The sequence below is a fragment of the Trinickia acidisoli genome (genome assembly GCF_017315725.1).
GTDB classification, from domain to species: Bacteria; Pseudomonadota; Gammaproteobacteria; order Burkholderiales; family Burkholderiaceae; genus Trinickia; species Trinickia acidisoli.
The window spans coordinates 683,378-706,487 of the sequence record NZ_JAFLRG010000001.1; the positions used below are offsets into that span (position 1 = coordinate 683,378).

The following is a 23,110-nucleotide window of genomic DNA, read 5'->3' on the forward strand; positions in this document are numbered from 1 at the left end:
GGGGCGAATGGCGCTACAATGCGTCGAAACTTTATTCTAATCCGCGTAACAAGACTGGACCTCTCGAACCTCATGTCTACGAATTCCACCACCGCCAAAGCGAAGCTGCGCGAAGCCGCGCTCGATTATCACGAATTTCCCTCGCCGGGCAAGATCGCCATTGCGCCGACGAAGCAGATGATCAACCAGCGCGATCTCGCGCTTGCGTATTCGCCGGGGGTCGCGTTCGCCTGTGAGGAAATCGTCGAGAATCCGCTGAACGCGGCGCGCTTCACGGCGCGCAGCAACTTGGTCGGCGTCGTCACGAACGGCACCGCGGTGCTGGGCCTCGGCAACATCGGCCCGCTCGCGTCGAAGCCCGTGATGGAAGGCAAGGCGGTGCTGTTCAAGAAGTTCGCCGGCATCGACGTGTTCGACATCGAATTGAACGAATCCGATCCGCATAAGCTCATCGACGTCATCGCCGCACTCGAGCCCACGTTCGGCGGGATCAATCTCGAAGACATCAAGGCGCCCGATTGCTTCATCGTCGAGCGCGAGTGCCGCAAGCGGATGAAGATCCCCGTCTTCCACGACGACCAGCACGGTACCGCCATCGTCGTCGCCGCGGCGGTGACGAACGGCCTGAAGGTCGTCGGCAAGGACATCGCGAAGGTCAAGCTCGTCGCCTCGGGTGCCGGTGCGGCCGCGCTCGCATGTCTGGACCTGCTCGTCGATCTCGGACTGCCGCTTGAGAACATCCTCGTCACCGATTTGGCCGGCGTGGTCTACAAAGGCCGCACCGAGTTGATGGACCCGGACAAGGAGCGTTTCGCGCGCGAAACGTCGGCGCGCACGCTTGCCGAGGTCATCGAAGGGGCAGACATATTCCTCGGCCTGTCGGCGGCCGGCGTGCTCAAGCCCGAGATGGTCAAGAGCATGGCCGCAAAGCCGCTGATCCTCGCGCTCGCCAATCCGACGCCCGAGATCCTGCCCGAGCTCGCGCTCGAAGTGCGTCCCGACGCCGTTCTCGCGACGGGACGCACCGACTACCCGAATCAGGTCAACAACGTCCTGTGCTTTCCGTTCATCTTCCGCGGCGCACTCGATGCCGGCGCGACGACGGTCACGCGCGAAATGGAAATCGCGGCCGTCAACGCGATAGCCGAGTTGGCGCGCCAGGAGCAGAGCGACATCGTCGCCACCGCGTACGGTATCCAGGATCTCTCGTTCGGGCCCGAGTATTTGATCCCGAAGCCGTTCGATCCGCGCCTCATCGTCAAGATCGCGCCGGCCGTCGCGCAAGCCGCGATGGATTCGGGCGTGGCGACGCGGCCGATCGAGGACATGGACGCCTACAAGCAGCACTTGCAGCAGTTCGTCTATCACAGCGGCACGACGATGAAGCCGATCTTCCAGCAGGCGCGCAGCGTCGAGTCCGGCAAGAAGCGCATCGTCTTCGCCGAGGGCGAAGAAGAGCGCGTGCTGCGGGCCGTGCAGATCGTCGTCGACGAAAAGCTCGCCACGCCGATTTTGATCGGCCGCCCGGCCGTGATCGAACATCGCATCGAGCGCTACGGCTTGCGCCTGACGCCGGGCGTCGATTTCACGGTCGTCAACACCGAGCACGACGAACGCTTCCGCGAGTTTTGGCAGGACTACTACCACCTCATGGCGCGCAAGGGCATCAGCCAACAGTTGGCGAGGGTCGAGATGCGCCGGCGCACGACGCTGATCGGCTCGATGCTCGTGAAAAAGGGCGAGGCCGACGGCATGATCTGCGGCACGATCTCGACGCCGCACCGCCATCTGCATTTCATCAACCAAGTGATCGGCAAGCGCGAGGGCTGCAATGTGTTCGGCGCGATGAACGGTCTCGTCCTGCCGGGCCGCCAGATTTTCCTTGTCGATACGCACGTGAACGTCGACCCGACCCCGGCGGAATTGGCGGAGATCACGATCATGGCCGCCGAAGAGGTGCGTCGTTTTGGCATCGAGCCGAAGGTTGCGCTCGTCTCGCACTCGAATTTCGGGACGAGCAATGCGCCGTCTGCGCAAAAGATGCGCGATACGCTCGCGCTGATCAGGGAGCGCGCGCCCGACCTCCAGGTGGACGGTGAAATGCATGGGGACGTTGCGCTCGATCCGGCGCTGCGGCGCGAGGTGCTGCCCGAGTCGACGCTCGAGGGCGAGGCGAACTTGCTCGTCCTGCCGAACATCGATGCCGCCAACATCGCGTACAACCTGCTCAAGACCGCGGCCGGCAACAACATCGCGATCGGGCCGATCCTGCTCGGCGCTGCCAAGCCCGTGCACGTGCTGACGGAATCGGCGACGGTGCGGCGCATCGTCAACATGACGGCTCTGCTCGTGGCCGACGTCAGCGCAATCGCGCGCTGAGGTGTCGCCGCGCAATAAGCCGCGGCCATAGAAAGAAAAAGCGAAGAAAAAACGGCGTGCCCATTGCGGGCACGCCGGGGGCGAAAAGAGAGGCTACCGCCCCAAATGCGTGAAACGACGATTTCCGATTGCACGAAGCCGCGGTGAGGAGGCAAAGACTCACCGCATCGGGCACCGTCGAGCACAATTTTATCTCGGTTGCGATAAATTTTATCCAAAAAAGGATAAATAGGACTGACGGAAATTCCCCGAAATCTCGCTAAACCTTTCATTTTCCACACAAAGATTGCGTCCGGGGGGCGTTAGAGATACCCTTACGCTTTTCGTGGTCGTTCATTTTCGATCGAGCAGCAGGAACTCTGGCCGATGACACGCGCGGGAACACGCGAACGAGCGGGGAAGTGGCTTCGTCACGGTGCGCTCGCGGCCTTCGTGGCCGTGGCCGGCTGGAGCGGTATTGGCTTGCCGGGCGGTTTGTTCGCTGTGCCTGTCGCGTTTGCGCGAGAGGTGCCGCGGTTGCCGGCAGAGAATGCGGGCACGATCGAGCCGGCGCAGTTGCCGCCCGAAGCGGTCGCCACTTTGAGGTCGATCGCAGCCGGCGGCCCTTATCCGTATGCAAAGGATGGCGTCGTGTTCGGCAATTTCGAGCGGCTGCTGCCGCCGCATCGGCGCGGTTACTACCATGAGTACACGGTTCCCACGCCGCGAGCGAGAAGTCGCGGCGCGCGCCGCATCGTGTGCGGCGGCCCTTTGAGGCGGATCGACAACTGCTTCTATTCAGACGACCACTACAACAGTTTTAAACGCATTGTTGAATGACATTGGGATGAACGGCATGAGCGACGACGTCTACGCGCACGACACCGCAGTCGCGACGGATCTGTTCGCGGCCGGCGACGGCAATCTTTTTCAGCGTGTCATGCAAATGCGCGTGGCCGAGCAAGGCCAGAGCGAGCAGGGCGACGCGGCATCCCGGCATTCACCGAGCGAGGAGCCTATGAGCCTTTTCGCGACCGTGCGACCGAACCTTGTCCAGTCGATCAGGGCGTTTCGCGTGCAGGACCTCGCCGACGAAGCCCAGCGGCTCGGGCAGCACTTTCTCTATGCCTACTGCGGGCAGGCCGCGTCCAAGCAGGAAGTGCTCGAGACGATCGCCACGTCGTTCCTGTTTCCGAAGCACTTCGGCAAGAACTACGACGCGCTCTACGATTGCTTGACCGATCTCGTGCACAAAGCGGGCGCGCAGCCGGGCTTCGTCATCGTCCTCGACGGCTTGCCGATCGCGCAGAAGTTCGACAAGGAAGGGCGCGAGACGCTGCTCGACGTGTTTCGCGAAGCCTCCGAATTTTGGGCAGAGCGCAAGGTCACCTTCCGCGTCTTCTATTCGTTTGCGTGACGCTTGCTTGACGTCGGCGCGCGCGTAGCGTCGCGCCGCTTGCGTCGTTCGCGTCGTTCGCGTTGTTCTCTCAGCCAGGCCCGCCGGTGAGCGGGCCTTCGTTTTCATGGCAGTGCCTCACCATCCCCCCCAGCGCGCGGCGAGCGCGGCCAGCACCGCCATGCCCGCCGTTTCGGTGCGCAGCACGCGCGGGCCCAGCGAAAGCGGCGTGAAGCCGTGCGCCACGGCAGCGTCTTCCTCCTCGGGCGACAGGCCGCCCTCCGGGCCGATCAACAATGTGACGCCGGCGCTCGGCGGCGTGCCGGGCAGGGTCTCGAACGCGATGCTGGCGCGCGGCGAAAGCATGAGCCGTAGCGCGCCGGGGTCGCCGGACCTGGGGAGCATCTCGAGCCAATTGTACAAGTCGCATGCCGGATCGACCTCGGGCATGCGGTTGCGTCCGCATTGCTCGCACGCGGCCCGCACGATGCCTTGCCAGTGCGCATGACGGCGACTCGCACGCTCTGCCGATAGCCGCACGACGCCTCGGGCCGTGGCGAGCGGCGCGACGCGCGACACACCGAGCTCGACCGCCTTTTCGATGAGCCAATCCATCTTGTCGCCGCCCGCGATGCCTTGGGCGAGCGTGATCCGATAGGGCGCCTCGACTTCGACGGACGCGAACGCGCCGATCTGCGCGAGCGCGTTGCGGCGCCCGACCTCGACGAGCCTGGCCTCGTATTGTCCGCCGCGGCCGTTGAACAGCGTCAGCGCGTCGCCGGTCGTCAGGCGCAGCACTTGGACGTGGCGGGCAACCTCGTCGGGTAGTGCGACGGCGTCGCCGGATTGGAAGTCGGAGTCGACGAAAAAGCGAGGCATAAAGCGGCGTTCGAAAATGTTCGAAATCGATGAGCGATGAGCGATGAGCGATGACGTGCGCAGGCGCCGTGCGGCGCGCGCCCGGCGGCGCCGGCTAGCGCAAACCGGCGCGGACGCTACGCGGCAGCGCAAACAGCGCCGGATGCAGCGCGGCGTCATAGTAGCGCAACGTCTCGATGCGGCGGGCCGCGAGGCGCGCTTCGATGTCGTGCTTGAACAACGAGGCGGCGTCGAGCGTGTCGCTCGCGAGGGCCATGAGCCAGAGCGAACCGTAGAGCGGCACGAATGCGGACATCACGTCGACGATGGCGAAGCTCGCGCGCAGGCCCCGCACCAGGGCGGCCGCCCGCTCGAGGTGGAATTGGGCGGAGCCCAGATGCATCGACAGCATCGCGCGCGGCGCCAGCACGGTTTTCAGCCGTGCATAGAAGGCGGGAGTGTAGAGCTCCGCGGCGGGCGAGTCGGGCGGCGTCAGGTCGAACACGACGAGATCGAAGCGCTCGCTAGCCGTGGCGACGAAGCGCGCGGCGTCGCCGATGACGAGCTGCACGCGCGCGTCGTCGAGCGCGCCGCGGTGCACGTCGGTCAAATGCGCGCGCGCCATGCTGACGACGGCCTCGTCGAGCTCGGCGATGACGATCCGTTCGATGCTCGGATGCGCGAGCAGTTGCCGGGCCGCGCCGCCGTCGCCGCCGCCGAGCACGAGCGCTTTGCTGGGCGCCGGATGCGCGAGCGCGGCCGGATGCACCATGCATTCGTGATAGACGAACTCGTCGCCGACGGAGGTCATCGGCCGCGCGTCGAGCGTAAACAGCAGGCCGAGTTGCGGCGTGTCCCATACCTCGATCCGCTGATGGGTCGAATCGACGTGCGCAACGCGGTGCGCGCCGGGAAAGCCGTAGGCGGCGCCGGGCGCGGGATGAAAGAGGAGCGGCGGATCGGTGCGGGAAAACACGGGCGGGCGAGCGGTCGCGAGCGAGTCGCAATGATCGAATTATAGAGCCGCCGCACGGCCCTTCCGGAAGGCTTGGCCCCGCGCGGGTCGGGGAAGGAGCGGGCACCATCTGTTAGAATAACGCGCTTTGCAGCCCTGTCCGCTTGCTCTTCCCGCTTCGCGCCGCGGCGGTGCCCCGCCCGCGCGGGCGGTGATCGAACACGAGCAGCGGTCCGCCGCGCGCCACGCTTTCTCGACTCGTTCTCCGGACTCGACATGACGACCTCGTCTCCCGCTCCCACCGCTCTCATGGCGAACGCGATTCGCGCGCTCGCGATGGATGCCGTGCAACAAGCGAACTCCGGCCATCCGGGCATGCCGATGGGCATGGCCGAAATCGCCGTCGCCCTTTGGTCGCGCCACCTCAAGCACAACCCGGCCAATCCGCACTGGGCCGACCGCGACCGCTTCGTGCTCTCGAACGGCCACGGCTCGATGCTGCTCTATTCGCTGCTGCATCTGACGGGCTACGACCTGCCGCTCGCCGAGCTCAAGAACTTCCGCCAACTGCACTCGAAAACGCCGGGCCACCCCGAGTACGGCATCACGCCGGGCGTCGAGACGACGACGGGCCCGCTCGGCCAAGGTCTCGCGAACGCCGTCGGCATGGCGCTCGCCGAATCGCTGCTCGCGGCCGAATTCAATAAGGCCGACGCGAAACTCGTCGATCACCACACGTACGTGTTCCTCGGCGACGGTTGTCTGATGGAAGGCATTTCGCACGAGGCCTGTTCGTTCGCGGGCACGCTGAAGCTGAACAAGCTGATCGCCTTGTACGACGATAACGGCATTTCGATCGACGGCCACGTCGAGTACTGGTTCGCCGACGACACCCCCAAGCGTTTCGAAGCGTACGGCTGGAACGTCATCCGCCATGTCGACGGGCACGACGTGCAGGCGGTCGACGCGGCGATCGCGGAAGCGAAGCGCGCGGACAAGCCGACGCTGATTTGCTGCAAGACCGTGATCGGCAAGGGTGCGCCGACGAAGGCGGGCGGTCACGATGCGCACGGCGCGCCGCTCGGCGCGCAGGAAATCGCAGCTACGCGCGCGGCGATCGGCTGGACGTGGGAGCCGTTCGTGATTCCGCAAGAAGTCTATGCGGCGTGGGATGCGAAGGAAGCGGGCGCGCAGCGCGAAGCGCAATGGAACGACGCGTTCGCGCAATACCGTGCGAAGTATCCGCAGGAGGCGGCTGAATTCGAGCGCCGCGCGAGCGGCAAGCTGCCGGCCGATTGGGCGGCCAAGGCGCAAGCGATCATCGCCGGCGCGAACGAGCGCGCGGAAACGGTGGCCACCCGCAAGGCATCGCAGCAGACGATCGAGGGTCTGGCCGCCGTGTTGCCCGAACTGCTCGGCGGCTCGGCCGATCTGACGGGCTCGAACCTCACGAATTGGAAGGCGAGCAAGCCCGTGCGCGCCGGCGAGCACGGCATCGTGTGGGGCAACCACATCAACTACGGCGTGCGCGAATTCGGCATGAGCGCCGCCATCAACGGCATGGCGCTGCACGGCGGCTACAAGGCGTTCGGCGGCACGTTCCTCACGTTCTCCGATTACAGCCGTAATGCGCTGCGTGTCGCGGCGCTGATGAAGTCGCCGTCGATCTTCGTTTTCACGCACGATTCGATCGGCCTCGGCGAAGACGGCCCGACGCACCAATCGATCGAGCACGTCGCCAGCCTTCGCCTGATTCCGAACCTGCACGTTTGGCGCCCGGCCGACACGGTCGAGACGGCTGTTGCCTGGACGCAAGCCGTCGAGTATCAGGGCCCGTCGTGCCTGATCTTCAGCCGCCAGAATCTGCCGTTCTCGACACGCACCGATGCGCAAATCGCCAACATCGCCAAGGGCGGTTACGTCCTGCGCGATTGGAACGACGAGATCGTCGCGCGCAAGATCATTTTGATCGCGACAGGCTCGGAAATCGAACTTGCGCTGAACGCCGTCGAGCCGCTCGCGCAGCAAGGCATCGCGGCGCGCGTCGTCTCGATGCCGGCCACCACCGTGTTCGACCGCCAGAACGCCGAGTACCGTGAGCGCGTGCTGCCCAAGGGTGTGCGCCGTGTCGCGATCGAAGCGGGCGTGACCGATTTTTGGCGTAAGTATGTCGGCTTGGAGGGCGGCGTGGTCGGCATCGATACGTTCGGCGAGTCGGCTCCGGCCGGTGTGCTGTTCAAGCATTTCGGCTTTACCGTGGAGCACGTTGTCGCAGCGGCCAAGGCGGCGCTCGAGTAACGATAGACTCGCGGGAAGACGCAATACGGCTTCCCGGCGCATGGCGGGCGCGGCCCCGCCCCGCGGTGTGCCGGGAAGATGAGATACGACAGGTTTTTTCAGCCCCAATTTCAGGAGAACCATCATGACGGTACGCGTCGCAATCAACGGGTATGGCCGGATCGGCCGCAACACGCTGCGTGCGTTCTACGAGAGCGGCAAGAAGCACGATCTGCAGATCGTCGCGATCAACGACCTCGGCGATGCGAAGACGAACGCTCATCTGACGAAGTACGACACGGCGCACGGCCCGTTCCCCGGCGACGTGGCGGTCGAGGGCGAGAACCTCGTCGTCAATGGCGACAAGATCCGCGTGCTGGCGAACCGCAATCCGGCCGAGCTGCCTTGGGGCGAACTCGGTGTCGACGTCGTGATGGAGTGCACGGGCTTTTTCACGTCGAAGGAAAAGGCGAGCGCGCATCTGGCCGGCGGCGCGAAAAAAGTGTTGATCTCGGCGCCGGGCGGCAAGGACGTCGATGCGACGATCGTCTACGGCGTGAACCACAAGACGTTGAAGGCCGAGCACACGGTGATCTCGAACGCGTCGTGCACGACGAACTGCCTTGCGCCGCTCGTCAAGCCGCTCAACGACAAGATCGGTCTCGAGTCGGGCCTGATGACGACCGTGCACGCGTACACGAACGACCAGGTGCTGACCGACGTCTATCACGAAGACCTGCGCCGCGCCCGCTCGGCCACGCACAGCCAGATTCCGACGAAGACGGGCGCCGCCGCAGCGATCGGCCTCGTGCTGCCCGAACTGGCCGGCAAGCTCGACGGCTACGCCATCCGCGTGCCGACCATCAACGTATCGATCGTCGACCTCTCGTTCATCGCCAAGCGCGACACGACGGTCGAAGAAATCAACGCGATCATGAAGGATGCGGCTGAGGGTGAACTCAAGGGCATTCTGGGCTACAACACGGCGCCGCTCGTCTCGATCGACTTCAACCACAATCCGGCGAGCTCGACGTTCGACGCGACGCTCACGAAGGTGTCCGGCCGTCTCGTGAAGGTGTCGAGCTGGTACGACAACGAGTGGGGCTTCTCGAACCGCATGCTGGATACGGCGGTCGCACTCGCGACGGCCAAGTAAGCCGGTTGCGCCGGGCCTGCGATCCGTGCGGCGAGCGGGCCCGAGCCGTTAAGCGAAAGAGCCGCCCACAGGCGGCTCTTTCGTATGGGCCATGGCACGCGGGGAAGCGAAGCGGGCACGCCGCGACGTCAATGCTCGCGGTCAGTGCTTGCGGTGCGGGCACTCTTGCTTCGTGCAGACGCCGTAAAGCGCCAGCGCATGCTCTTGCAGCTTGAAGCCGCGTTCTTCAGCGATCTTCTGTTGGCGCTTTTCGATCTCGGGGTCGAAGAACTCCTCGACGCGCCCACAGTCGATACACACGAGATGGTCGTGGTGCGTGCCCTCGTTGAGCTCGAACACGGCTTTGCCCGATTCGAAATTGCTGCGCGAGAGCAGGCCGGCCTGCTCGAACTGCGTCAAGACGCGGTAAACAGTGGCAAGGCCGATGTCGAGTTCCTCGGTGAGCAAGTTGCGATAGACGTCTTCGGCCGTCAGGTGCCGCACGGCGCTGCGCTGGAAAATTTCGAGGATTTTGAGGCGCGGTAGGGTCGCCTTGAGCCCGATGTTTTTGAGATCGGTCGGATTGGTCATGGCTAGGCATCCCTAGAGTACAATGCACGATTCGAATAGTAATGGGTTTTTGCTGTTCCGGTCATCTTCGATGAAACTCGCGCGGCCCGGCGATCGTCAATAAAGGGCCCGCACGGTGGGTGAAATGAGTCCAAATTTTCTTATGAAGCGCGGGGGGAGTCACGTGCGCAAGCTGTTGATCGCTGCCTCGACGGTCGCGCTCGTTGCGGGATGTTCGACCTACGACAGCCTCACGCAGCGAGTCGCACAAAGCATTACGCCGTATCGCATCACCATCGTGCAGGGGAACTTCGTCTCCAAGGAAGCGGCCTCGAAGATGCGCGTGGGCATGACGCGCGACGAAGTCAGAACGACGCTCGGTACGCCGCTCTTGACGGACATGTTCCATGACGAGCGTTGGGACTACGTCTTCTACTTCAAGCGCGGCTCCACGGCGGTCGTGCAGCAGCGCGATTTCGTCGTCAACTTCAAGGACGATCACGTCGTGAACTGGTCGGGCGGCGAGGATCTGCCGTCCAATCTGGAGTTGCTCGCCGACATCGACGGCGACAAGCGCGGGAAGAAGAGCAAAGCCGCGAGTGCACCGGCGCCGAGCGCGGCCGCGGCTGTGTCGGCATCGGCGTCATCGGCTGCCTCCGCAGGTGCGGCCGCGGCCGCGCAACCGGCCAGTGGCGCGGCGCAGGCCGGCGCGAGCGAGCAGAGCACCGAGGCGGCGAACGCGCAGGCAGCGCAAGCGGCCAACCGCGCGACGAACCAAGCGCCCACCACGCCGGCCGTGCGCTCGGGCGGGCCGGCGCCATCGAACGGGCTGCCGAGCGCGACGCCGCAGTTCCAGTTCCACCGCGCGCCGCAGCCGTCATCGCCTGATCAGAGCAACCCGGTCGGCCCGGCCGGCACGCAGTCGAGTACCGACGGTGCGGGCAAACAGTCGATGTCGTCCGCGCAGCAGGGCGCGTCGAGCACGGGCGGCTGATCGTTCGTTCTTTCTCGGCCGGTTCACGCGCATCACGCGCGAGCCGGCCCTCGGGCGGGCCGTGCGCAAGGTGCGCCGCCCGCTTTTTGTTTTTCGAGGCGCCTTGAAGGCGCAGCCGACCGAGGCCGCCATGGCCGGCCCGTCATTGAAAAGGGGTATGCATGTTGCCGATGAAAATCGCCATCGCCGGCGCATCGGGCCGGATGGGCCGGATGTTGATCGAAGCCGTCCTGAACGATCCCGATGCGACGCTTGCGGGCGCGCTCGATCGGTCGGGCTCACCGCAGCTCGGCGAGGACGCCGGCGCATTCCTCGGGCAGCGCACGGGCGTTGCACTGACCGACGACGTCGAGCAGGTGTTCGCGAAAGCCGACTGCCTCATCGATTTCACGCGGCCCGAAGGCACGATTGCCTACATCGACGCCGCGCTGCGCCACGGCACGAAGCTCGTGATCGGCACGACCGGCATGACCGACGCGCAGCGCGACACCGTGCGCGTTGCCGCGGAGCGAATCGGGATCGTCTTCGCCGCGAACATGAGCGTGGGCGTGAACGTGACGCTCAAGCTGCTCGAGTTCGCTGCCCGCCATTTCGCCACCGGCTACGACATCGAGATCATCGAGGCGCATCACCGCCATAAGGTCGATGCGCCGTCGGGCACGGCGCTCGCAATGGGCGCAGCGATCGCCGGCGCGCTCGGCCGCGATTTGAAGGAATGCGCGGTCTATGGCCGCGAGGGCGTGACGGGCGAACGCGATCCGTCGACGATCGGGTTCTCGGCGATTCGCGGCGGCGATATCGTCGGCGATCACACGGTGTTGTTCGCCGGTACCGGTGAGCGTATCGAGATCACGCACAAATCGGCTAGCCGCGTCTCGTACGCGCAGGGTGCGCTGCGGGCCGCGCACTTTCTCGCCGAACGCGGCGCCGGCCTTTACGACATGCAGGACGTACTCGGTCTGCGCTGATCGCGCCGATCGCGTAACGCGCGCCGGCGCGTTGTTCTCGCTTTGGGATTCGCATGCAAAACACGGGCATCGTTCACTACTTGCAATCGAGCGACGCGCTCACGCACGGCGTCGCCTATGTGTTGCTGGCCATGTCGATCGCAAGCTGGTGCTTTCTGATCGTCAAGAGTTGGATGCTCGTGCGGGCGAAGCGCCAAGGGCCCCGTGCACTTGCGTTGTTTTGGCAGTCGGCGACGCTCTCCGACGGCGTGCTCGCACTGCGCGGCGCGGATCGCGAGCGTGTATTCACGCCGCTCGCCGAGGCGGCGCTCGAGGCGTCGGAGGTTCATGCACCGTCCGCGATGCTCGCGCGCGTCGAGCGCGGGGAGCGCGTGCTGCGCGCCTTGCGAGAGGCGCTGCTTGCGTCGCAGCGTCGGCTCGAGTTCGGGCAGGTGCTGCTCGCCTCGGTCGGCAGCACGGCGCCGTTCGTCGGCCTGCTCGGTACCGTGTGGGGCATCTATCACGCGCTCGGCAGCATCGCCGCGAGCGGACAAGCGATGATCGAGAACGTCGCGGGGCCGGTCGGCGAAGCGCTGATCATGACGGCTTTCGGCCTTGTCGTCGCCATTCCGGCCGTGCTGGCCTACAACGTCCTCGGCAGGATGCAGCGGCAGCTATCGGAGGAACTGGACGGTTTCGCGCACGATCTGCATGCGTACGTGTGCGCGCCGCAGGCGCATGAAAAAGACACGACACCGAGCGGCGCGGAGGCGCCGCCGGCGCGCGGCGCCTCCGAACGGCTCGGCGCCGCGCCGGCGCATGAGCAGGCGAGCGAGCCGGTGCGCAAGGCGCGCGCTTGACGACGACGCAGAGCTAGCGCGAGGGGGCGATCATGACATTCGGCGGATTCGACAAAGAGCGCTCGGCCGCGCCGATGGCCGACATCAACATGACGCCGCTGATCGACGTCATGCTCGTTTTGCTCGTCATCTTCATCATCACGGCGCCGCTGTTCACCCACGCGATCCGGCTCGATCTACCGAAGGTCGCTGCCGCGCCGGCGCCGCAAACGCCGCACACGATCACTCTTTCGATCGACGACGCCGGTCGGCTCTATTGGGACGGTCGGCCGATGTCGCTCGACGCCGTGCGTGCGGGTCTCGCCCAAGCGGGTAAGGCCGGCACGCCGCCCGAGCTTCACCTGCGGGCTGCGCGCTCGACGCGCTACGAGATCATCGCGCAGGTGATGGGCGCCGCGCAGCAGGCGGGGCTCGATCGGATCGGCTTCGTGACCGAGCCGCCGCGCGACGGTGCGGCGCCGAGCACGGACACGGTGCCCACCGCGCCGGCCGTGCCCGCCAAGCCGTAACGACCGGCCGTCACGCGCCGCGCATGCGGCTTGCGCTCGGCCGAACGGTATAATCGAAGTTTTCCCCATTTGCGGGGAAAATCGCATCTCGACGTATTGCCGCGCCCGCATTGCAAGGCGCCACGACAGCCCAGCCCGAACCACCGCCATGCAAGAAAAATATTTACCCGCCGACATCGAAGCCGCCGCCCAAGCAGATTGGCGCGCGTCGAACGCTTACCGCTCGGCCGAAGTCGCCGGCAAGCCGAAGTTCTATTGCGTCTCGATGCTGCCGTATCCGTCGGGCAAGCTGCACATGGGGCACGTGCGCAACTACACGATCAACGACGTCATGTACCGTTATCTGCGGATGAACGGCTACAACACGTTGATGCCGATGGGCTGGGACGCCTTCGGCATGCCCGCCGAAAACGCGGCGATGGCCAACGGCGTGCCGCCCGCGAAATGGACTTACGACAACATCGCCTACATGAAGCGGCAGATGCAGTCGATGGGGCTCGCGATCGACTGGTCGCGCGAGGTCGCCACCTGCGATCCGAAGTACTACAAGTGGAACCAGTGGCTGTTTCTGAAGATGCTCGAAAAGGGCATCGTCTACAAGAAGACCGGTACGGTGAACTGGGACCCCATCGATCAGACGGTGCTCGCGAACGAGCAAGTCATCGACGGGCGCGGATGGCGCTCGGGCGCGCTCGTCGAAAAGCGCGAGATCCCGATGTACTACATGCGTATTACTCAGTACGCCGATGAGTTGCTGAACGATCTCGACGATCTCGGCTGGCCCGAGCGCGTCAAGGTGATGCAGCAGAACTGGATCGGCAAGAGTTTCGGCGTGAATTTCGGCTTCCCGTACGAGCTCGACGGCGAGCGTAAGCTGTTGCGCGTGTTCACGACGCGCGCCGACACGATCATGGGCGTCACGTTCTGCGCGATCGCGGCCGAGCATCCGCTGGCTGCGCGCTTGGCGCAGGGCAAGCCCGAGTTGCAAGCGTTCATCGACGAGTGCCGGCATGGCGGCGTGGCCGAGGCCGAGATTGCCACGATGGAAAAGAAGGGCATGCCGACGGGCTTTTTCGTCACGCATCCGCTCACGCAAGCGCGCGTCGAAGTGTGGATCGGCAACTACGTGCTGATGAGCTACGGCGAAGGCGCGGTCATGGGCGTGCCCGCGCACGACGAACGCGACTTCGCGTTCGCGAAGAAATACGGTTTGCCGATCAAGCAAGTGATCGCGAAGGCGAGCTGCGACTATTCGACCGACGCGTGGCAGGCGTGGTACGGCGACAAGGAAGGCATCGCTTGCGTCGATAGCGGACGCTACGACGGCATGGGATACGAGCAGGCCGTCGACGCTGTCGCCGCCGATCTGCAGGCGCTTGGCTTCGGCGACAAGCAAGTGACCTGGCGTCTGCGCGATTGGGGCATCTCGCGCCAGCGCTATTGGGGCACGCCGATCCCGATCATCCACTGCGCCTCGTGCGGCGACGTGCCGGTGCCAGAGCGGGATCTGCCCGTCGTGCTGCCCGAGGATCTCGTGCCGGACGGCACGGGCAACCCGCTCGCGAAGTCGGCGGCGTTCGTGAACTGCGCGTGTCCGACGTGCGGCGCGCCCGCCAAGCGCGAGACGGACACGATGGATACGTTCGTCGATTCGTCCTGGTACTTCTCGCGCTACACGTGCCACGATGCGGACACGATGGTCGATGCGCGCACCGATTACTGGATGCCGATGGATCAATACATCGGCGGCATCGAGCACGCGATTCTGCACTTGCTCTATTCGCGCTTCTGGACGAAGGTGATGCGCGACATGGGGCTCGTCAAGTTCGGCGAGCCGGCGAAGAACCTGCTCACGCAGGGGATGGTGCTGAACGAAACGTTCTACCGTGAAGACGCCGCGGGCAAGAAGACCTGGTACAACCCGGCCGACGTCACCGTCGAGCACGACGACAAGGGGCGCCCCATCGGTGCGACGCTCCATGCCGACGGCCAGCCGGTGGTGCTCGGCGGCGTCGAGAAGATGGCGAAGTCGAAGAACAACGGCGTCGATCCGCAAGTGCTGATCGATCAACACGGCGCCGATACGGCGCGCCTGTTCACGATGTTCGCCGCGCCGCCCGAGCAGCAGCTCGAGTGGTCGGGCTCAGGCGTCGAGGGCGCGAGTCGCTTCTTGCGCCGCGTGTGGACGTTCGGCCATGCCAATCAAGCCGAACTCATCGCGCGCGACACGTTCGACGCGGCTCAGCTCGCGCAGGTCGACAAAACCCTGCGCCGCGAGATTTACGGTGTACTCAAGCAGGCTGATTTCGACTACCAGCGGCTGCAGTACAACACGGTCGTTTCGGCCGCGATGAAGATGCTCAACGCGCTGGAAGACGCCAAGCTCGCGCGCCCGAGCGTGCTGCGCGAGTGCTACGGCGTCCTGCTGCGCGTGCTGTACCCTGTCGTGCCGCACGTGACTCACGCGTTGTGGCAGACGCTCGGCTTCGTCGACGAATTCGGGACGCTGCTCGACGCACCGTGGCCGAAGGTCGATGAGAAGGCGCTGGAGCAGGCCGAGATCGAACTCGTGCTGCAGGTGAACGGCAAGGTGCGCGGTGCGTTGACGATCGCCAAGGATGCGTCGCGTGAGACGATCGAAGCCGCGGCGCTGGCGCACGAGATGTTCGCGCGTTTCAGCGAAGGCAAGAGCGCGAAGAAGATCATCATCGTGCCCGGTCGGCTCGTGAACATCGTCGTCTGAAGGCGCGGCGCGCGGTGCGATGTCGCCGCGCGCGATTCAATCAAGGAGCCAATGTGATACGCCGAACGTTTCTCGCGCTCGTGTGCGGCACGACGATGCTCGCCGCGTGCGGCTTTCAGCTACGCGGCCAGGAAAACTATGCGTTCAAGCGGCTCGCGATCGTAGGCGCGCCGCCGGTCGTGGCCGCGCGCTTGACGCGGATGATCGAGGGCGGTAGCGATACCGTTATCGTTCAGTCGCCGGCGAACGCCGATGCCGTGCTGACGCTCAGCGAAGCGCGGGGGCAATCGGTGCTGACGCTCAATTTGCTCGGCGCGGCCGAGGAGTACGAACTCACCTACATCCTCAACTACAGGCTGACCGGCAAAGACGGCGCCGTGCTCATTCCGCCGAGCGCGATGGCGTTGAATCGGGCCATGACGTACAGCACGCAATACGCGCTGGCGAAGGCGCAGGAATCCGAACTGCTGTATACGGACATGGAAAACGACGCGGTCGACCAACTGACGCGCCGGCTCGCGACCGTGCACTCGCTGCATCCGGCGCCGGGTCAACAGACGCCGGGCGTCGCACCACGCGCGCCGCTGCCGCCGCCGCCGCTCTAATCGGCCGTCTCCGCCAAACACGCTTCACGATCCGCCGCCTATGCAACTGCGACTCGACGCGCTCGACACGCATCTGACCAAGGGCCTTGCCGGCTTGTACGTCGTCTACGGCGACGAGCATCTGCTCGCCCAGGAGGCGTGCGACCGCATCCGTGCCGCGGCGCGTGCGGCCGGTTTCACCGAGCGCAACGTGTTTACCGTCGAGCGCAGCTTCGATTGGAGCTCGCTCTTGGGGGCGACGCAATCGATGTCGCTGTTCGGCGAGCGCCAATTGATCGAGTTGCGGATTCCGTCGGGCAAGCCGGGCAAGGAAGGCGCCGATGCGCTCAAGGTGCTCGCCGTGGCCGACAATCCGGACGTGCTGACGCTCGTGACGCTGCCGCGGCTCGATGCCGCGACGCAGAAGTCGGCGTGGTTCACGGCGCTGACCGAGCGTGGCGTCTCGCTGCGGATCGATCCCGTCGAACGCGCGCAGTTGCCCAATTGGGTCGCGCAGCGGCTCGCGCAGCAAGGTCAGCGCGTGGTGCCGGGCGAAGATGGCCGGCGCGCGCTGCAGTTCATCGCCGAGCGTGTCGAGGGCAACTTGCTGGCCGCTCACCAAGAGATTCAAAAGCTCGGCCTGCTCTATCCGCAGGGCGCGCTGACGTTCGAGCAGGTGCATGACGCCGTGCTCAACGTCGCCCGCTACGACGTCTTCAAGCTCAACGAAGCCATGCTCGCCGGCGATGTCGGCCGGCTCTCGCGGATGCTCGACGGCTTGAAGGGCGAGGGCGAGGCGGCCGTGCTCGTGCTGTGGGCGCTGACCGAGGAGTTGCGCACGCTGCTGAAAATCAAGCGCGGCGCGGCAGCCGGCAAGCCGCTGGCAATGTTGCTGCGGGAGAACCGCGTCTGGGGGCCGCGCGAGCGGCTCGTCGGCCCCGCGCTTTCGCGCGTGACGGAGCCGCTGCTCGAGGAGGGGCTCGCGCTCGCAGCGGCGCTCGATCGGCAGGTGAAAGGGCTCACGGGCACGGTGCCGGGCAGCCGGCGGCGGGTGGCGTTGCCGCCCGATCCGTGGGAAGGGCTGTTCGAGATCGCCGCGCTCGTGGCGGCGCCGGGCAAGCGCGCTGCCGTACGCACGATCGGCGCTTAGCCGCTTAACCGCTCTCCAACCGCTTACAATCGAAGAAACGCTGGCCTTGGCGCCATTGCGAATACACACCGCGCCGTGTGCGCCACGAACGAGAATCAGAGAATCAGGATGGAAATCGACGAATACATGACCGCCATCGGCCGCCGCGCGCGCGCCGCTTCGCGTGCGATGGCGCGGGCCGCCACGGCGGCCAAGAACGATGCGCTCGAGGCGATCGCCCGCGCGATCGAGCGCGAGCAGGCGGCACTGAAAGAAGCGAACGCGCTCGACGTCGCCAAGGCGCGCGACAAGGGCATGGATGCTGCGTTCGTCGATCGCCTGACGCTGTCGGACAAAGCCATTGCGACGATGATCGAGGGTTTGCGCCAAGTGGCCGCGCTGCCCGACCCGATCGGCGAGATCAGCAATCTCAAATATCGGCCGACCGGCATTCAGGTCGGTCAGATGCGCGTGCCGCTCGGGGTGATCGGCATCATCTACGAATCGCGCCCGAACGTGACGATCGATGCCGCGGCACTGTGCTTGAAATCCGGTAACGCGGCGATTCTGCGCGGCGGCTCGGAAGCGCTGGCGTCGAATACGGCGCTCGCGGCGCTGATCGGTGAAGCGTTGGCGGCGACAGGCCTGCCGCGCGACGCGGTGCAAGTGGTGGAGACAGCCGATCGCGCCGCCGTCGGCAAGCTGGTCACGATGACCGAATACGTCGACGTGATCGTGCCGCGCGGCGGCAAGGGTCTCATCGCGCGGCTCATCGAGGAAGCGCGGGTGCCGATGATCAAGCATCTCGACGGCATTTGCCACGTCTACGTCGACGACCGCGCCGATTTGTGCAAAGCGCTGGCTGTGTGCGACAACGCGAAGACGCATCGCTACGGCACTTGCAACACGATGGAAACACTGCTCGTCGCGCGCGGCGTCGCTCGCGCGGCGTTGCCCTCGCTCGCGCGCGTGTATCGCGACAAGGGCGTCGAGCTGCGCGTCGATGCCGCCGCGCGGGCAGTGCTCGAAGCTGCGCCGTGGGACAGCGGCGCTCCGGCGCTCGCGCTCGTCGATGCGACCGAGGAAGACTGGCGTACCGAGTATCTCGCGCCGGTGCTCGCGATCAAGGTCGTGGACGGCATCGATGCGGCGATCGATCACATCAATACGTACGGCTCGGCGCATACCGACGCGATCGTCACCGAAGATCACGACCGAGCGATGCGTTTTTTGCGCGAAGTCGATTCGGCGAGCGTGATGGTGAACGCCTCGACGCGCTTCGCGGACGGCTTCGAATACGGGCTCGGCGCGGAGATCGGGATTTCGAACGACAAACTGCATGCGCGCGGCCCCGTCGGGTTGGAAGGGCTCACGTCGCTCAAGTACGTCGTGCTCGGGCACGGCGAAGTTCGGCGGTAGCGCGAGGCACGGCAATCGGCGCGGGAGCATGGGATGCGAGTTTCGGCGCGCACCCCGGCGCGATGGCCTTCATGTCGATACGAATCAATCACAACGCACGACAACGCACGACGACACAACACCGATGCTCTGGGTCAAGACGTTTCACATCGTTTTCGTGGCTTCTTGGTTTGCGGGCCTGTTTTATCTGCCTCGCATTTTCGTCAACCTTGCCATGGAAACGGAGCCGGCCGCCATTGCCCGCCTGCTGACGATGGCGCGCAAGCTCTACCGGTTCATGACGTTCATCGCCGCGATCGCGCTTGCCTGCGGCCTCTGGCTGTGGCTCGGCTACGGCATCGGGCAAGGGCAGGGCTGGCTGCATGCGAAGCTTGGCGTCGTGGTGTTGCTCGTCGCTTATCACGCCTACTGCCGCCGTCTGCTGACGGCATTCGAGCGAGGCGAGAATCGTCGCTCGGATCGCTGGTATCGCTTCTTCAACGAGTTGCCTGTGCTCGGGCTCATCGCGGCCGTGGCGCTCGTCGTCGTCAAGCCGTTCTGAAGCGCGGCGCTTCAGGCGTCTGCTCATCTCGAATTGTCGGCAGACGCCTGCGGGCGGCGGCCACGATGTGCGCCGCCCGCACGGTTCAGTCACGCTCTTCGTCCTATTCCTCGTCCCGCCTCGGCGGCGTCTCGATCCGAAGCCGTGTAATCGCTTTTTTGGCCCGCGCTAGCTTGTCGACGAGATCGGGTCCGCGATGAAGCGCCACGCCGACGGCGAGGATGTCGCCGATCGCCAGATGCGAGACGCGCGAGGTCATCGGCGAAAAAATATCTGTTTCTTCGGCGACATTCGCAAACAGGCTCACCGTCGCAAGCTGTGCTAGCGGCGAGTTGCTGTTTGTAATCGCGATGACCTTCGCGCCGCAGGCAAGCGCCGAGCGTGCCGCTTCGACGATGTCGCGCGTGCGGCCCGTGTTCGAGATCGTCACGACGACGTCCCCCGCGCCGAGCAACGCGGCCGACATCGTGTACGTGTGCGGATCGGCATAAGCCACGCTCGGGATGCCGAGCCGGAAAAACTTGTGCTGGATGTCTTGCGCGGCGATGCCGGAGCCGCCGGCGCCGTAGAACTCGATTCGCGATGCCTGTGCTAGCAGATCGATCGCCTTGGCGACGCTGTGCGCCGACAGGCTGTTTCTCACTTCGATCAACGCCCCGATCGTCCGGTCGAACACCTTGGCGACGACGCCAGGCGCCGGCTCGTCGGGTCGCACGTCGCGGTAGACCGATGGCACCCCGGGCGCGATGCTCTGCGCCAGCCGGATTTTGAATTCGCGAAAGCCGCCGCAGCCGAGCGCTTGGCAAAAGCGCGCGATCGTCGGCTGGCTCACGCCGACGCGCTGCGCAAGTTCGGTCATCGCCAGATCGAGCACTTCGCGCGGGGCGTCGAGCACGTAGTCGGCGAGTTTGCGTTCGGATGGGCGCAACTGCGCGCGCATGGATTCGATTCGGGCAAGCATCTCGGAAAACCGCGCCAAGCGGGTGTATCGTGTTCTATCGACGGCGCTAGTATGGCTTGTGATATGTAGAAAATCTACATATATTTTCTACCGATGCGGCGAGCGCTTTCGATCGGCAATTGACGTACATGCGGCATTTATTTGGTGGTCACGATCAATCCGCATTGTCATGATGTAGTTTTTCTACTAAACTTCCTCCGCCTAAATCGAGCGGAGCGGCCGTCCGGCCGCATCGCGCCACCGGCTCGGTGCTCGAGCGCCGTTTTTCAGGAAGGAGCGTCCCCCCATGGTTTCGCCGCATCGCACGCTGACCGAAGTCACCCGCCGTATCGTGGAGCGCAGCCGCCCCACGCGTTTGGCCTATCTCGCGCGCATCGATGCCGCGCAGGGGCGGTTTCCGGCCCGCGGCGTGCTGTCGTGCGCGAACCTCGCGCATGGCTTCGCGGGTCTCGAAGGCAACGACAAGCTCGCGATCAAGGCGATGCGCGAGCCGAACATCGGCATCGTGTCCTCGTACAACGAGATGCTGTCCGCGCACGCGCCGTACAAGGATTTTCCCGAGATCATCAAGCGGGCCGCGCGTGAAAACGGCGGCGTCGCGCAATTCGCGGGCGGCGTGCCGGCGATGTGCGACGGCATCACGCAGGGCAACGCGGGGATGGAGCTTTCGCTCTTTTCGCGCGAAGTCATCGCGATGAGCACGGCCGTCGCGCTCACGCACAACATGTTCGATGCGGCCCTGTGTCTCGGCGTTTGCGACAAGATCGTGCCGGGCCTGTTGATCGGCGCGCTCCAGTTTGGCCATCTCCCGACGATCTTCGTGCCGGCCGGCCCGATGACGAGCGGGCTCTCGAACGACGAGAAAGCCAAGATCCGCCAGCAGTTCGCGACGGGCCAAGTGGGGCGCGACGCGCTGCTCGAAGCCGAATCGGCCGCCTATCACGGGCACGGGACGTGCACGTTCTACGGCACCGCGAACAGCAATCAAATGCTCATGGAAGTCATGGGGTTGCATCTGCCGGGTTCGGCGTTCGTCCATCCGCATACGCCGCTGCGCGACGCGCTGACGGCGGCTGCCGCGCGCCGCGTGCTCGATCTGACCGCCGAGCGCGGGGCGTACACGCCGATCGGCCACGTCGTCGACGAAAAGGCGATCGTCAACGGCATCGTCGCGCTGCTCGCGACGGGCGGCTCGACCAACCATACGCTGCACCTCGTGGCGATCGCGCGCGCGGCGGGCATCCTGATCGATTGGGACGATTTCGACGCGCTTTCTCAGGCCGTCCCGCTGCTCGCCAAGATCTATCCGAACGGCAAAGCCGACGTGAACCACTATCACGCGGCCGGCGGCATGGCGTTCCTGATCTGCAACCTGCTCGAGGGCGGCCTCTTGCACGAGGACGTCACGACGGTCATGGGTAAGGGGCTGCGCCGCTATACGGAAGAGCCGAAGCTCGTCGATGGGCAGCTCGCCTGGGTGCCCGGTCCCGAGCAAAGCGGCGACGCGAAGGTGCTGCGGCCGTTCGCCGAGCCGTTCCAGCCCGACGGTGGCCTGCGGCTCATGCAAGGCAAGCTTGGGCGCGGCGTCATCAAAATCTCGGCCGTCGCGCCCGAGCACCGCACGGTGCGCGCGCAAGCGCTCGTGTTCGACTCGCAGGAGGCCGTGCAGGCGGCCTTCGATAAGGGCGAACTCAAGCGCGATTTCGTCGCCGTGGTGCGGTTCCAAGGTGCGCGTGCGAACGGCATGCCCGAGTTGCATCGCCTGACGCCGCTACTCGGCGTCCTGCAAGACCAAGGTTTTCACGTCGCGCTCGTCACCGACGGGCGTATGTCGGGTGCGTCGGGCAAGGTGCCCGCCGTCATCCACGTTTCGCCCGAGGCGCTGCTCGCCGGGCCACTCGGCAAGGTGCGCGACGGCGACACGATCCTCATCGACGCCGAGCGCGGCATCCTCGACGTCGAGATCGACGCCGGGCAATGGAACGCACGCGCCGTCGAGCAGCCCAAGCATCAAGCGGAAAACGAAGTCGGCTTCGGCCGCGAATTGTTCGGCGTTTTTCGAGCGGCCGCCGCGCCGGCCGAAATGGGCGCCTCGGTATTCGGGCCGCTCGTTCCGCAGGAACTTCCGTCGGTCGTCGGCGAGTCGGCCGAGCGTCCGATCCACACCCCTCAGCAATAAGGAGTCCGGCATGAAAAAGGTTGAAGACATCGTCCGCCTCGGCCCCGTCATTCCGGTGCTCGCCTTCGAGACGGTCGAGCAAGGCGAACACGTTTCGCGCGCGCTCCATGCGGGCGGCGTCAAGGTCCTCGAGATCACGCTGCGCACGCCGGCCGGCATCGGCGCGATCGAGCGCGCGGCTCAACTCTCGCCGGACATCGTCGTCGGCGTCGGTACGATCACGAAGCCCGAGCACTGCGCGCAAGCGAAGAAAGCCGGCGCGCAATTCGCGGTCTCTCCGGGCCTCACCAAGGACATTCACCAAGCCGCACAGGACGCGGGCCTGCCCCTTCTACCCGGTGTCATGACCCCGAGCGACATCCTGCTCGCGCTCGAGCTCGGCTACGAGACGGTCAAGTTCTTCCCGGCTCAGCAGGCCGGCGGCATTCCGATGCTGCAAGCGCTGTACGGGCCGTTCCCGGCGCTCAAGTTCTGCCCGACGGGCGGCATCACGACCGAGACGGCGCCAAGCTTCCTCGCATTGCCGAACGTCGTCTGCGTCGGCGGTTCGTGGCTCACGCCGAAGGCTGCCCTGGCTGCGCAGAACTGGGACGAAGTCACGCGTCTTGCCCGCGCCGCATCCGAGCTGGCCGCTCATCAACATTGACACGCGTACCGCGCCGCGGCGCCCGCCTGCCCGGGCGCCGCGGCGCCGC

General features: G+C 65.4%; 20 protein-coding genes. 16 read left to right on the forward strand and 4 right to left on the reverse strand.

Going from position 1 to position 23,110, the window contains the following annotated elements:
• Window positions 1-72 precede the first annotated feature (72 nt).
• From J3485_RS03210 to J3485_RS03220, 3 genes are all read left to right on the forward strand, one after another.
• The gene (locus tag J3485_RS03210; protein ID WP_206951136.1) at window positions 73-2,379 is read left to right on the forward strand and encodes an NADP-dependent malic enzyme; all 2,307 of its coding nucleotides are present in this window, start codon (window positions 73-75) and stop codon (window positions 2,377-2,379) included.
• 366 nt (window positions 2,380-2,745) lie between these two features.
• A complete protein-coding gene (locus J3485_RS03215) occupies window positions 2,746-3,198 on the forward strand; it encodes a ribonuclease (protein WP_206951137.1) in 453 nt (150 codons plus the stop codon).
• 16 nt (window positions 3,199-3,214) lie between these two features.
• Complete coding sequence (locus J3485_RS03220; protein WP_206951138.1) at window positions 3,215-3,775, forward strand: barstar family protein; 561 nt, start codon at window positions 3,215-3,217, stop codon at window positions 3,773-3,775.
• A 117-nt stretch (window positions 3,776-3,892) separates the two neighbouring features.
• Here J3485_RS03220 and J3485_RS03225 read toward each other — a convergent pair whose 3' ends face one another.
• Together J3485_RS03225 and speE are read right to left on the reverse strand one after the other, a co-directional pair.
• Window positions 3,893-4,660: a 16S rRNA (uracil(1498)-N(3))-methyltransferase gene (locus tag J3485_RS03225; RefSeq protein ID WP_374192432.1), complete on the reverse strand. Its 768-nt coding sequence runs from the start codon at window positions 4,658-4,660 to the stop codon at window positions 3,893-3,895.
• Window positions 4,661-4,727: 67 nt separating this feature from the next.
• Window positions 4,728-5,588: a polyamine aminopropyltransferase gene (speE, locus tag J3485_RS03230; RefSeq protein WP_206951140.1), complete on the reverse strand. Its 861-nt coding sequence runs from the start codon at window positions 5,586-5,588 to the stop codon at window positions 4,728-4,730.
• A gap of 255 nt (window positions 5,589-5,843) precedes the next feature.
• Here speE and tkt point away from each other — a divergent pair, with 255 nt between their 5' ends.
• Window positions 5,844-7,865: a transketolase gene (gene tkt / locus J3485_RS03235; RefSeq protein WP_206951141.1), complete on the forward strand. Its 2,022-nt coding sequence runs from the start codon at window positions 5,844-5,846 to the stop codon at window positions 7,863-7,865.
• A 124-nt stretch (window positions 7,866-7,989) separates the two neighbouring features.
• Window positions 7,990-9,000: a type I glyceraldehyde-3-phosphate dehydrogenase gene (gene gap / locus J3485_RS03240; RefSeq protein ID WP_206951142.1), complete on the forward strand. Its 1,011-nt coding sequence runs from the start codon at window positions 7,990-7,992 to the stop codon at window positions 8,998-9,000.
• A gap of 141 nt (window positions 9,001-9,141) precedes the next feature.
• Here the strand turns inward: gap and fur are convergent, their stop codons facing one another.
• On the reverse strand, window positions 9,142-9,570 hold the full coding sequence (gene fur, locus J3485_RS03245) for a ferric iron uptake transcriptional regulator (RefSeq protein WP_206951143.1): 429 nt from the start codon (window positions 9,568-9,570) through the stop codon (window positions 9,142-9,144).
• Between the two features lie 124 nt (window positions 9,571-9,694).
• On the opposite strand from fur, the gene J3485_RS03250 reads away from it, so the two are divergent.
• The 9 genes from J3485_RS03250 to J3485_RS03290 all read left to right on the forward strand — a co-directional run bounded on the left by J3485_RS03250 (window position 9,695) and on the right by J3485_RS03290 (window position 19,275).
• The gene (locus J3485_RS03250; RefSeq protein WP_242538467.1) at window positions 9,695-10,543 is read left to right on the forward strand and encodes an outer membrane protein assembly factor BamE; all 849 of its coding nucleotides are present in this window, start codon (window positions 9,695-9,697) and stop codon (window positions 10,541-10,543) included.
• Between the two features lie 170 nt (window positions 10,544-10,713).
• Window positions 10,714-11,511, forward strand: a complete 798-nt coding sequence (gene dapB, locus J3485_RS03255; protein WP_206955615.1) for a 4-hydroxy-tetrahydrodipicolinate reductase — start codon at window positions 10,714-10,716, stop codon at window positions 11,509-11,511.
• A 53-nt stretch (window positions 11,512-11,564) separates the two neighbouring features.
• Entirely contained in the window at window positions 11,565-12,350 is a 786-nt protein-coding gene (locus J3485_RS03260; RefSeq protein WP_206951144.1) for a MotA/TolQ/ExbB proton channel family protein, read from the forward strand.
• A gap of 32 nt (window positions 12,351-12,382) precedes the next feature.
• Complete coding sequence (locus J3485_RS03265; protein ID WP_206951145.1) at window positions 12,383-12,859, forward strand: ExbD/TolR family protein; 477 nt, start codon at window positions 12,383-12,385, stop codon at window positions 12,857-12,859.
• Window positions 12,860-13,007: 148 nt separating this feature from the next.
• A complete protein-coding gene (leuS, locus tag J3485_RS03270; RefSeq protein WP_206951146.1) occupies window positions 13,008-15,602 on the forward strand; it encodes a leucine--tRNA ligase in 2,595 nt (864 codons plus the stop codon).
• Between the two features lie 53 nt (window positions 15,603-15,655).
• Window positions 15,656-16,207 carry an LPS-assembly lipoprotein LptE gene (locus J3485_RS03275; protein ID WP_206951147.1) on the forward strand — a complete coding sequence of 184 codons (552 nt, stop codon included), beginning with the start codon at window positions 15,656-15,658 and terminating at the stop codon, window positions 16,205-16,207.
• A 40-nt stretch (window positions 16,208-16,247) separates the two neighbouring features.
• On the forward strand, window positions 16,248-17,336 hold the full coding sequence (gene holA, locus J3485_RS03280) for a DNA polymerase III subunit delta (RefSeq protein WP_206951148.1): 1,089 nt from the start codon (window positions 16,248-16,250) through the stop codon (window positions 17,334-17,336).
• Between the two features lie 108 nt (window positions 17,337-17,444).
• Window positions 17,445-18,734: a glutamate-5-semialdehyde dehydrogenase gene (locus J3485_RS03285; protein ID WP_206951149.1), complete on the forward strand. Its 1,290-nt coding sequence runs from the start codon at window positions 17,445-17,447 to the stop codon at window positions 18,732-18,734.
• A gap of 124 nt (window positions 18,735-18,858) precedes the next feature.
• Window positions 18,859-19,275: a CopD family protein gene (locus tag J3485_RS03290; RefSeq protein WP_206951150.1), complete on the forward strand. Its 417-nt coding sequence runs from the start codon at window positions 18,859-18,861 to the stop codon at window positions 19,273-19,275.
• Window positions 19,276-19,378: 103 nt separating this feature from the next.
• Here J3485_RS03290 and J3485_RS03295 read toward each other — a convergent pair whose 3' ends face one another.
• Window positions 19,379-20,236 carry a MurR/RpiR family transcriptional regulator gene (locus J3485_RS03295; RefSeq protein ID WP_206955616.1) on the reverse strand — a complete coding sequence of 286 codons (858 nt, stop codon included), beginning with the start codon at window positions 20,234-20,236 and terminating at the stop codon, window positions 19,379-19,381.
• A 286-nt stretch (window positions 20,237-20,522) separates the two neighbouring features.
• On the opposite strand from J3485_RS03295, the gene edd reads away from it, so the two are divergent.
• Window positions 20,523-22,415, forward strand: a complete 1,893-nt coding sequence (gene edd / locus J3485_RS03300) for a phosphogluconate dehydratase (RefSeq protein WP_206951151.1) — start codon at window positions 20,523-20,525, stop codon at window positions 22,413-22,415.
• 10 nt (window positions 22,416-22,425) lie between these two features.
• A complete protein-coding gene (locus tag J3485_RS03305; protein WP_206951152.1) occupies window positions 22,426-23,061 on the forward strand; it encodes a bifunctional 4-hydroxy-2-oxoglutarate aldolase/2-dehydro-3-deoxy-phosphogluconate aldolase in 636 nt (211 codons plus the stop codon).
• Window positions 23,062-23,110: the final 49 nt, after the last annotated feature.

Coding starts and splice junctions, on each gene's coding strand:
- J3485_RS03210 (WP_206951136.1), top strand. CDS start 73: ATGTCTACGAATTCCACCACCGCCAAAGCGAAGCTGCGCGAAGCCGCG.
- J3485_RS03215 (WP_206951137.1), top strand. CDS start 2,746: ATGACACGCGCGGGAACACGCGAACGAGCGGGGAAGTGGCTTCGTCAC.
- J3485_RS03220 (WP_206951138.1), top strand. CDS start 3,215: ATGAGCGACGACGTCTACGCGCACGACACCGCAGTCGCGACGGATCTG.
- tkt (WP_206951141.1), top strand. CDS start 5,844: ATGACGACCTCGTCTCCCGCTCCCACCGCTCTCATGGCGAACGCGATT.
- gap (WP_206951142.1), top strand. CDS start 7,990: ATGACGGTACGCGTCGCAATCAACGGGTATGGCCGGATCGGCCGCAAC.
- fur (WP_206951143.1), bottom strand. CDS start 9,570: ATGACCAATCCGACCGATCTCAAAAACATCGGGCTCAAGGCGACCCTA.
- J3485_RS03250 (WP_242538467.1), top strand. CDS start 9,695: ATGAGTCCAAATTTTCTTATGAAGCGCGGGGGGAGTCACGTGCGCAAG.
- dapB (WP_206955615.1), top strand. CDS start 10,714: ATGAAAATCGCCATCGCCGGCGCATCGGGCCGGATGGGCCGGATGTTG.
- J3485_RS03260 (WP_206951144.1), top strand. CDS start 11,565: ATGCAAAACACGGGCATCGTTCACTACTTGCAATCGAGCGACGCGCTC.
- J3485_RS03265 (WP_206951145.1), top strand. CDS start 12,383: ATGACATTCGGCGGATTCGACAAAGAGCGCTCGGCCGCGCCGATGGCC.
- leuS (WP_206951146.1), top strand. CDS start 13,008: ATGCAAGAAAAATATTTACCCGCCGACATCGAAGCCGCCGCCCAAGCA.
- holA (WP_206951148.1), top strand. CDS start 16,248: ATGCAACTGCGACTCGACGCGCTCGACACGCATCTGACCAAGGGCCTT.
- J3485_RS03285 (WP_206951149.1), top strand. CDS start 17,445: ATGGAAATCGACGAATACATGACCGCCATCGGCCGCCGCGCGCGCGCC.
- J3485_RS03290 (WP_206951150.1), top strand. CDS start 18,859: ATGCTCTGGGTCAAGACGTTTCACATCGTTTTCGTGGCTTCTTGGTTT.
- J3485_RS03295 (WP_206955616.1), bottom strand. CDS start 20,236: ATGCTTGCCCGAATCGAATCCATGCGCGCGCAGTTGCGCCCATCCGAA.
- edd (WP_206951151.1), top strand. CDS start 20,523: ATGGTTTCGCCGCATCGCACGCTGACCGAAGTCACCCGCCGTATCGTG.
- J3485_RS03305 (WP_206951152.1), top strand. CDS start 22,426: ATGAAAAAGGTTGAAGACATCGTCCGCCTCGGCCCCGTCATTCCGGTG.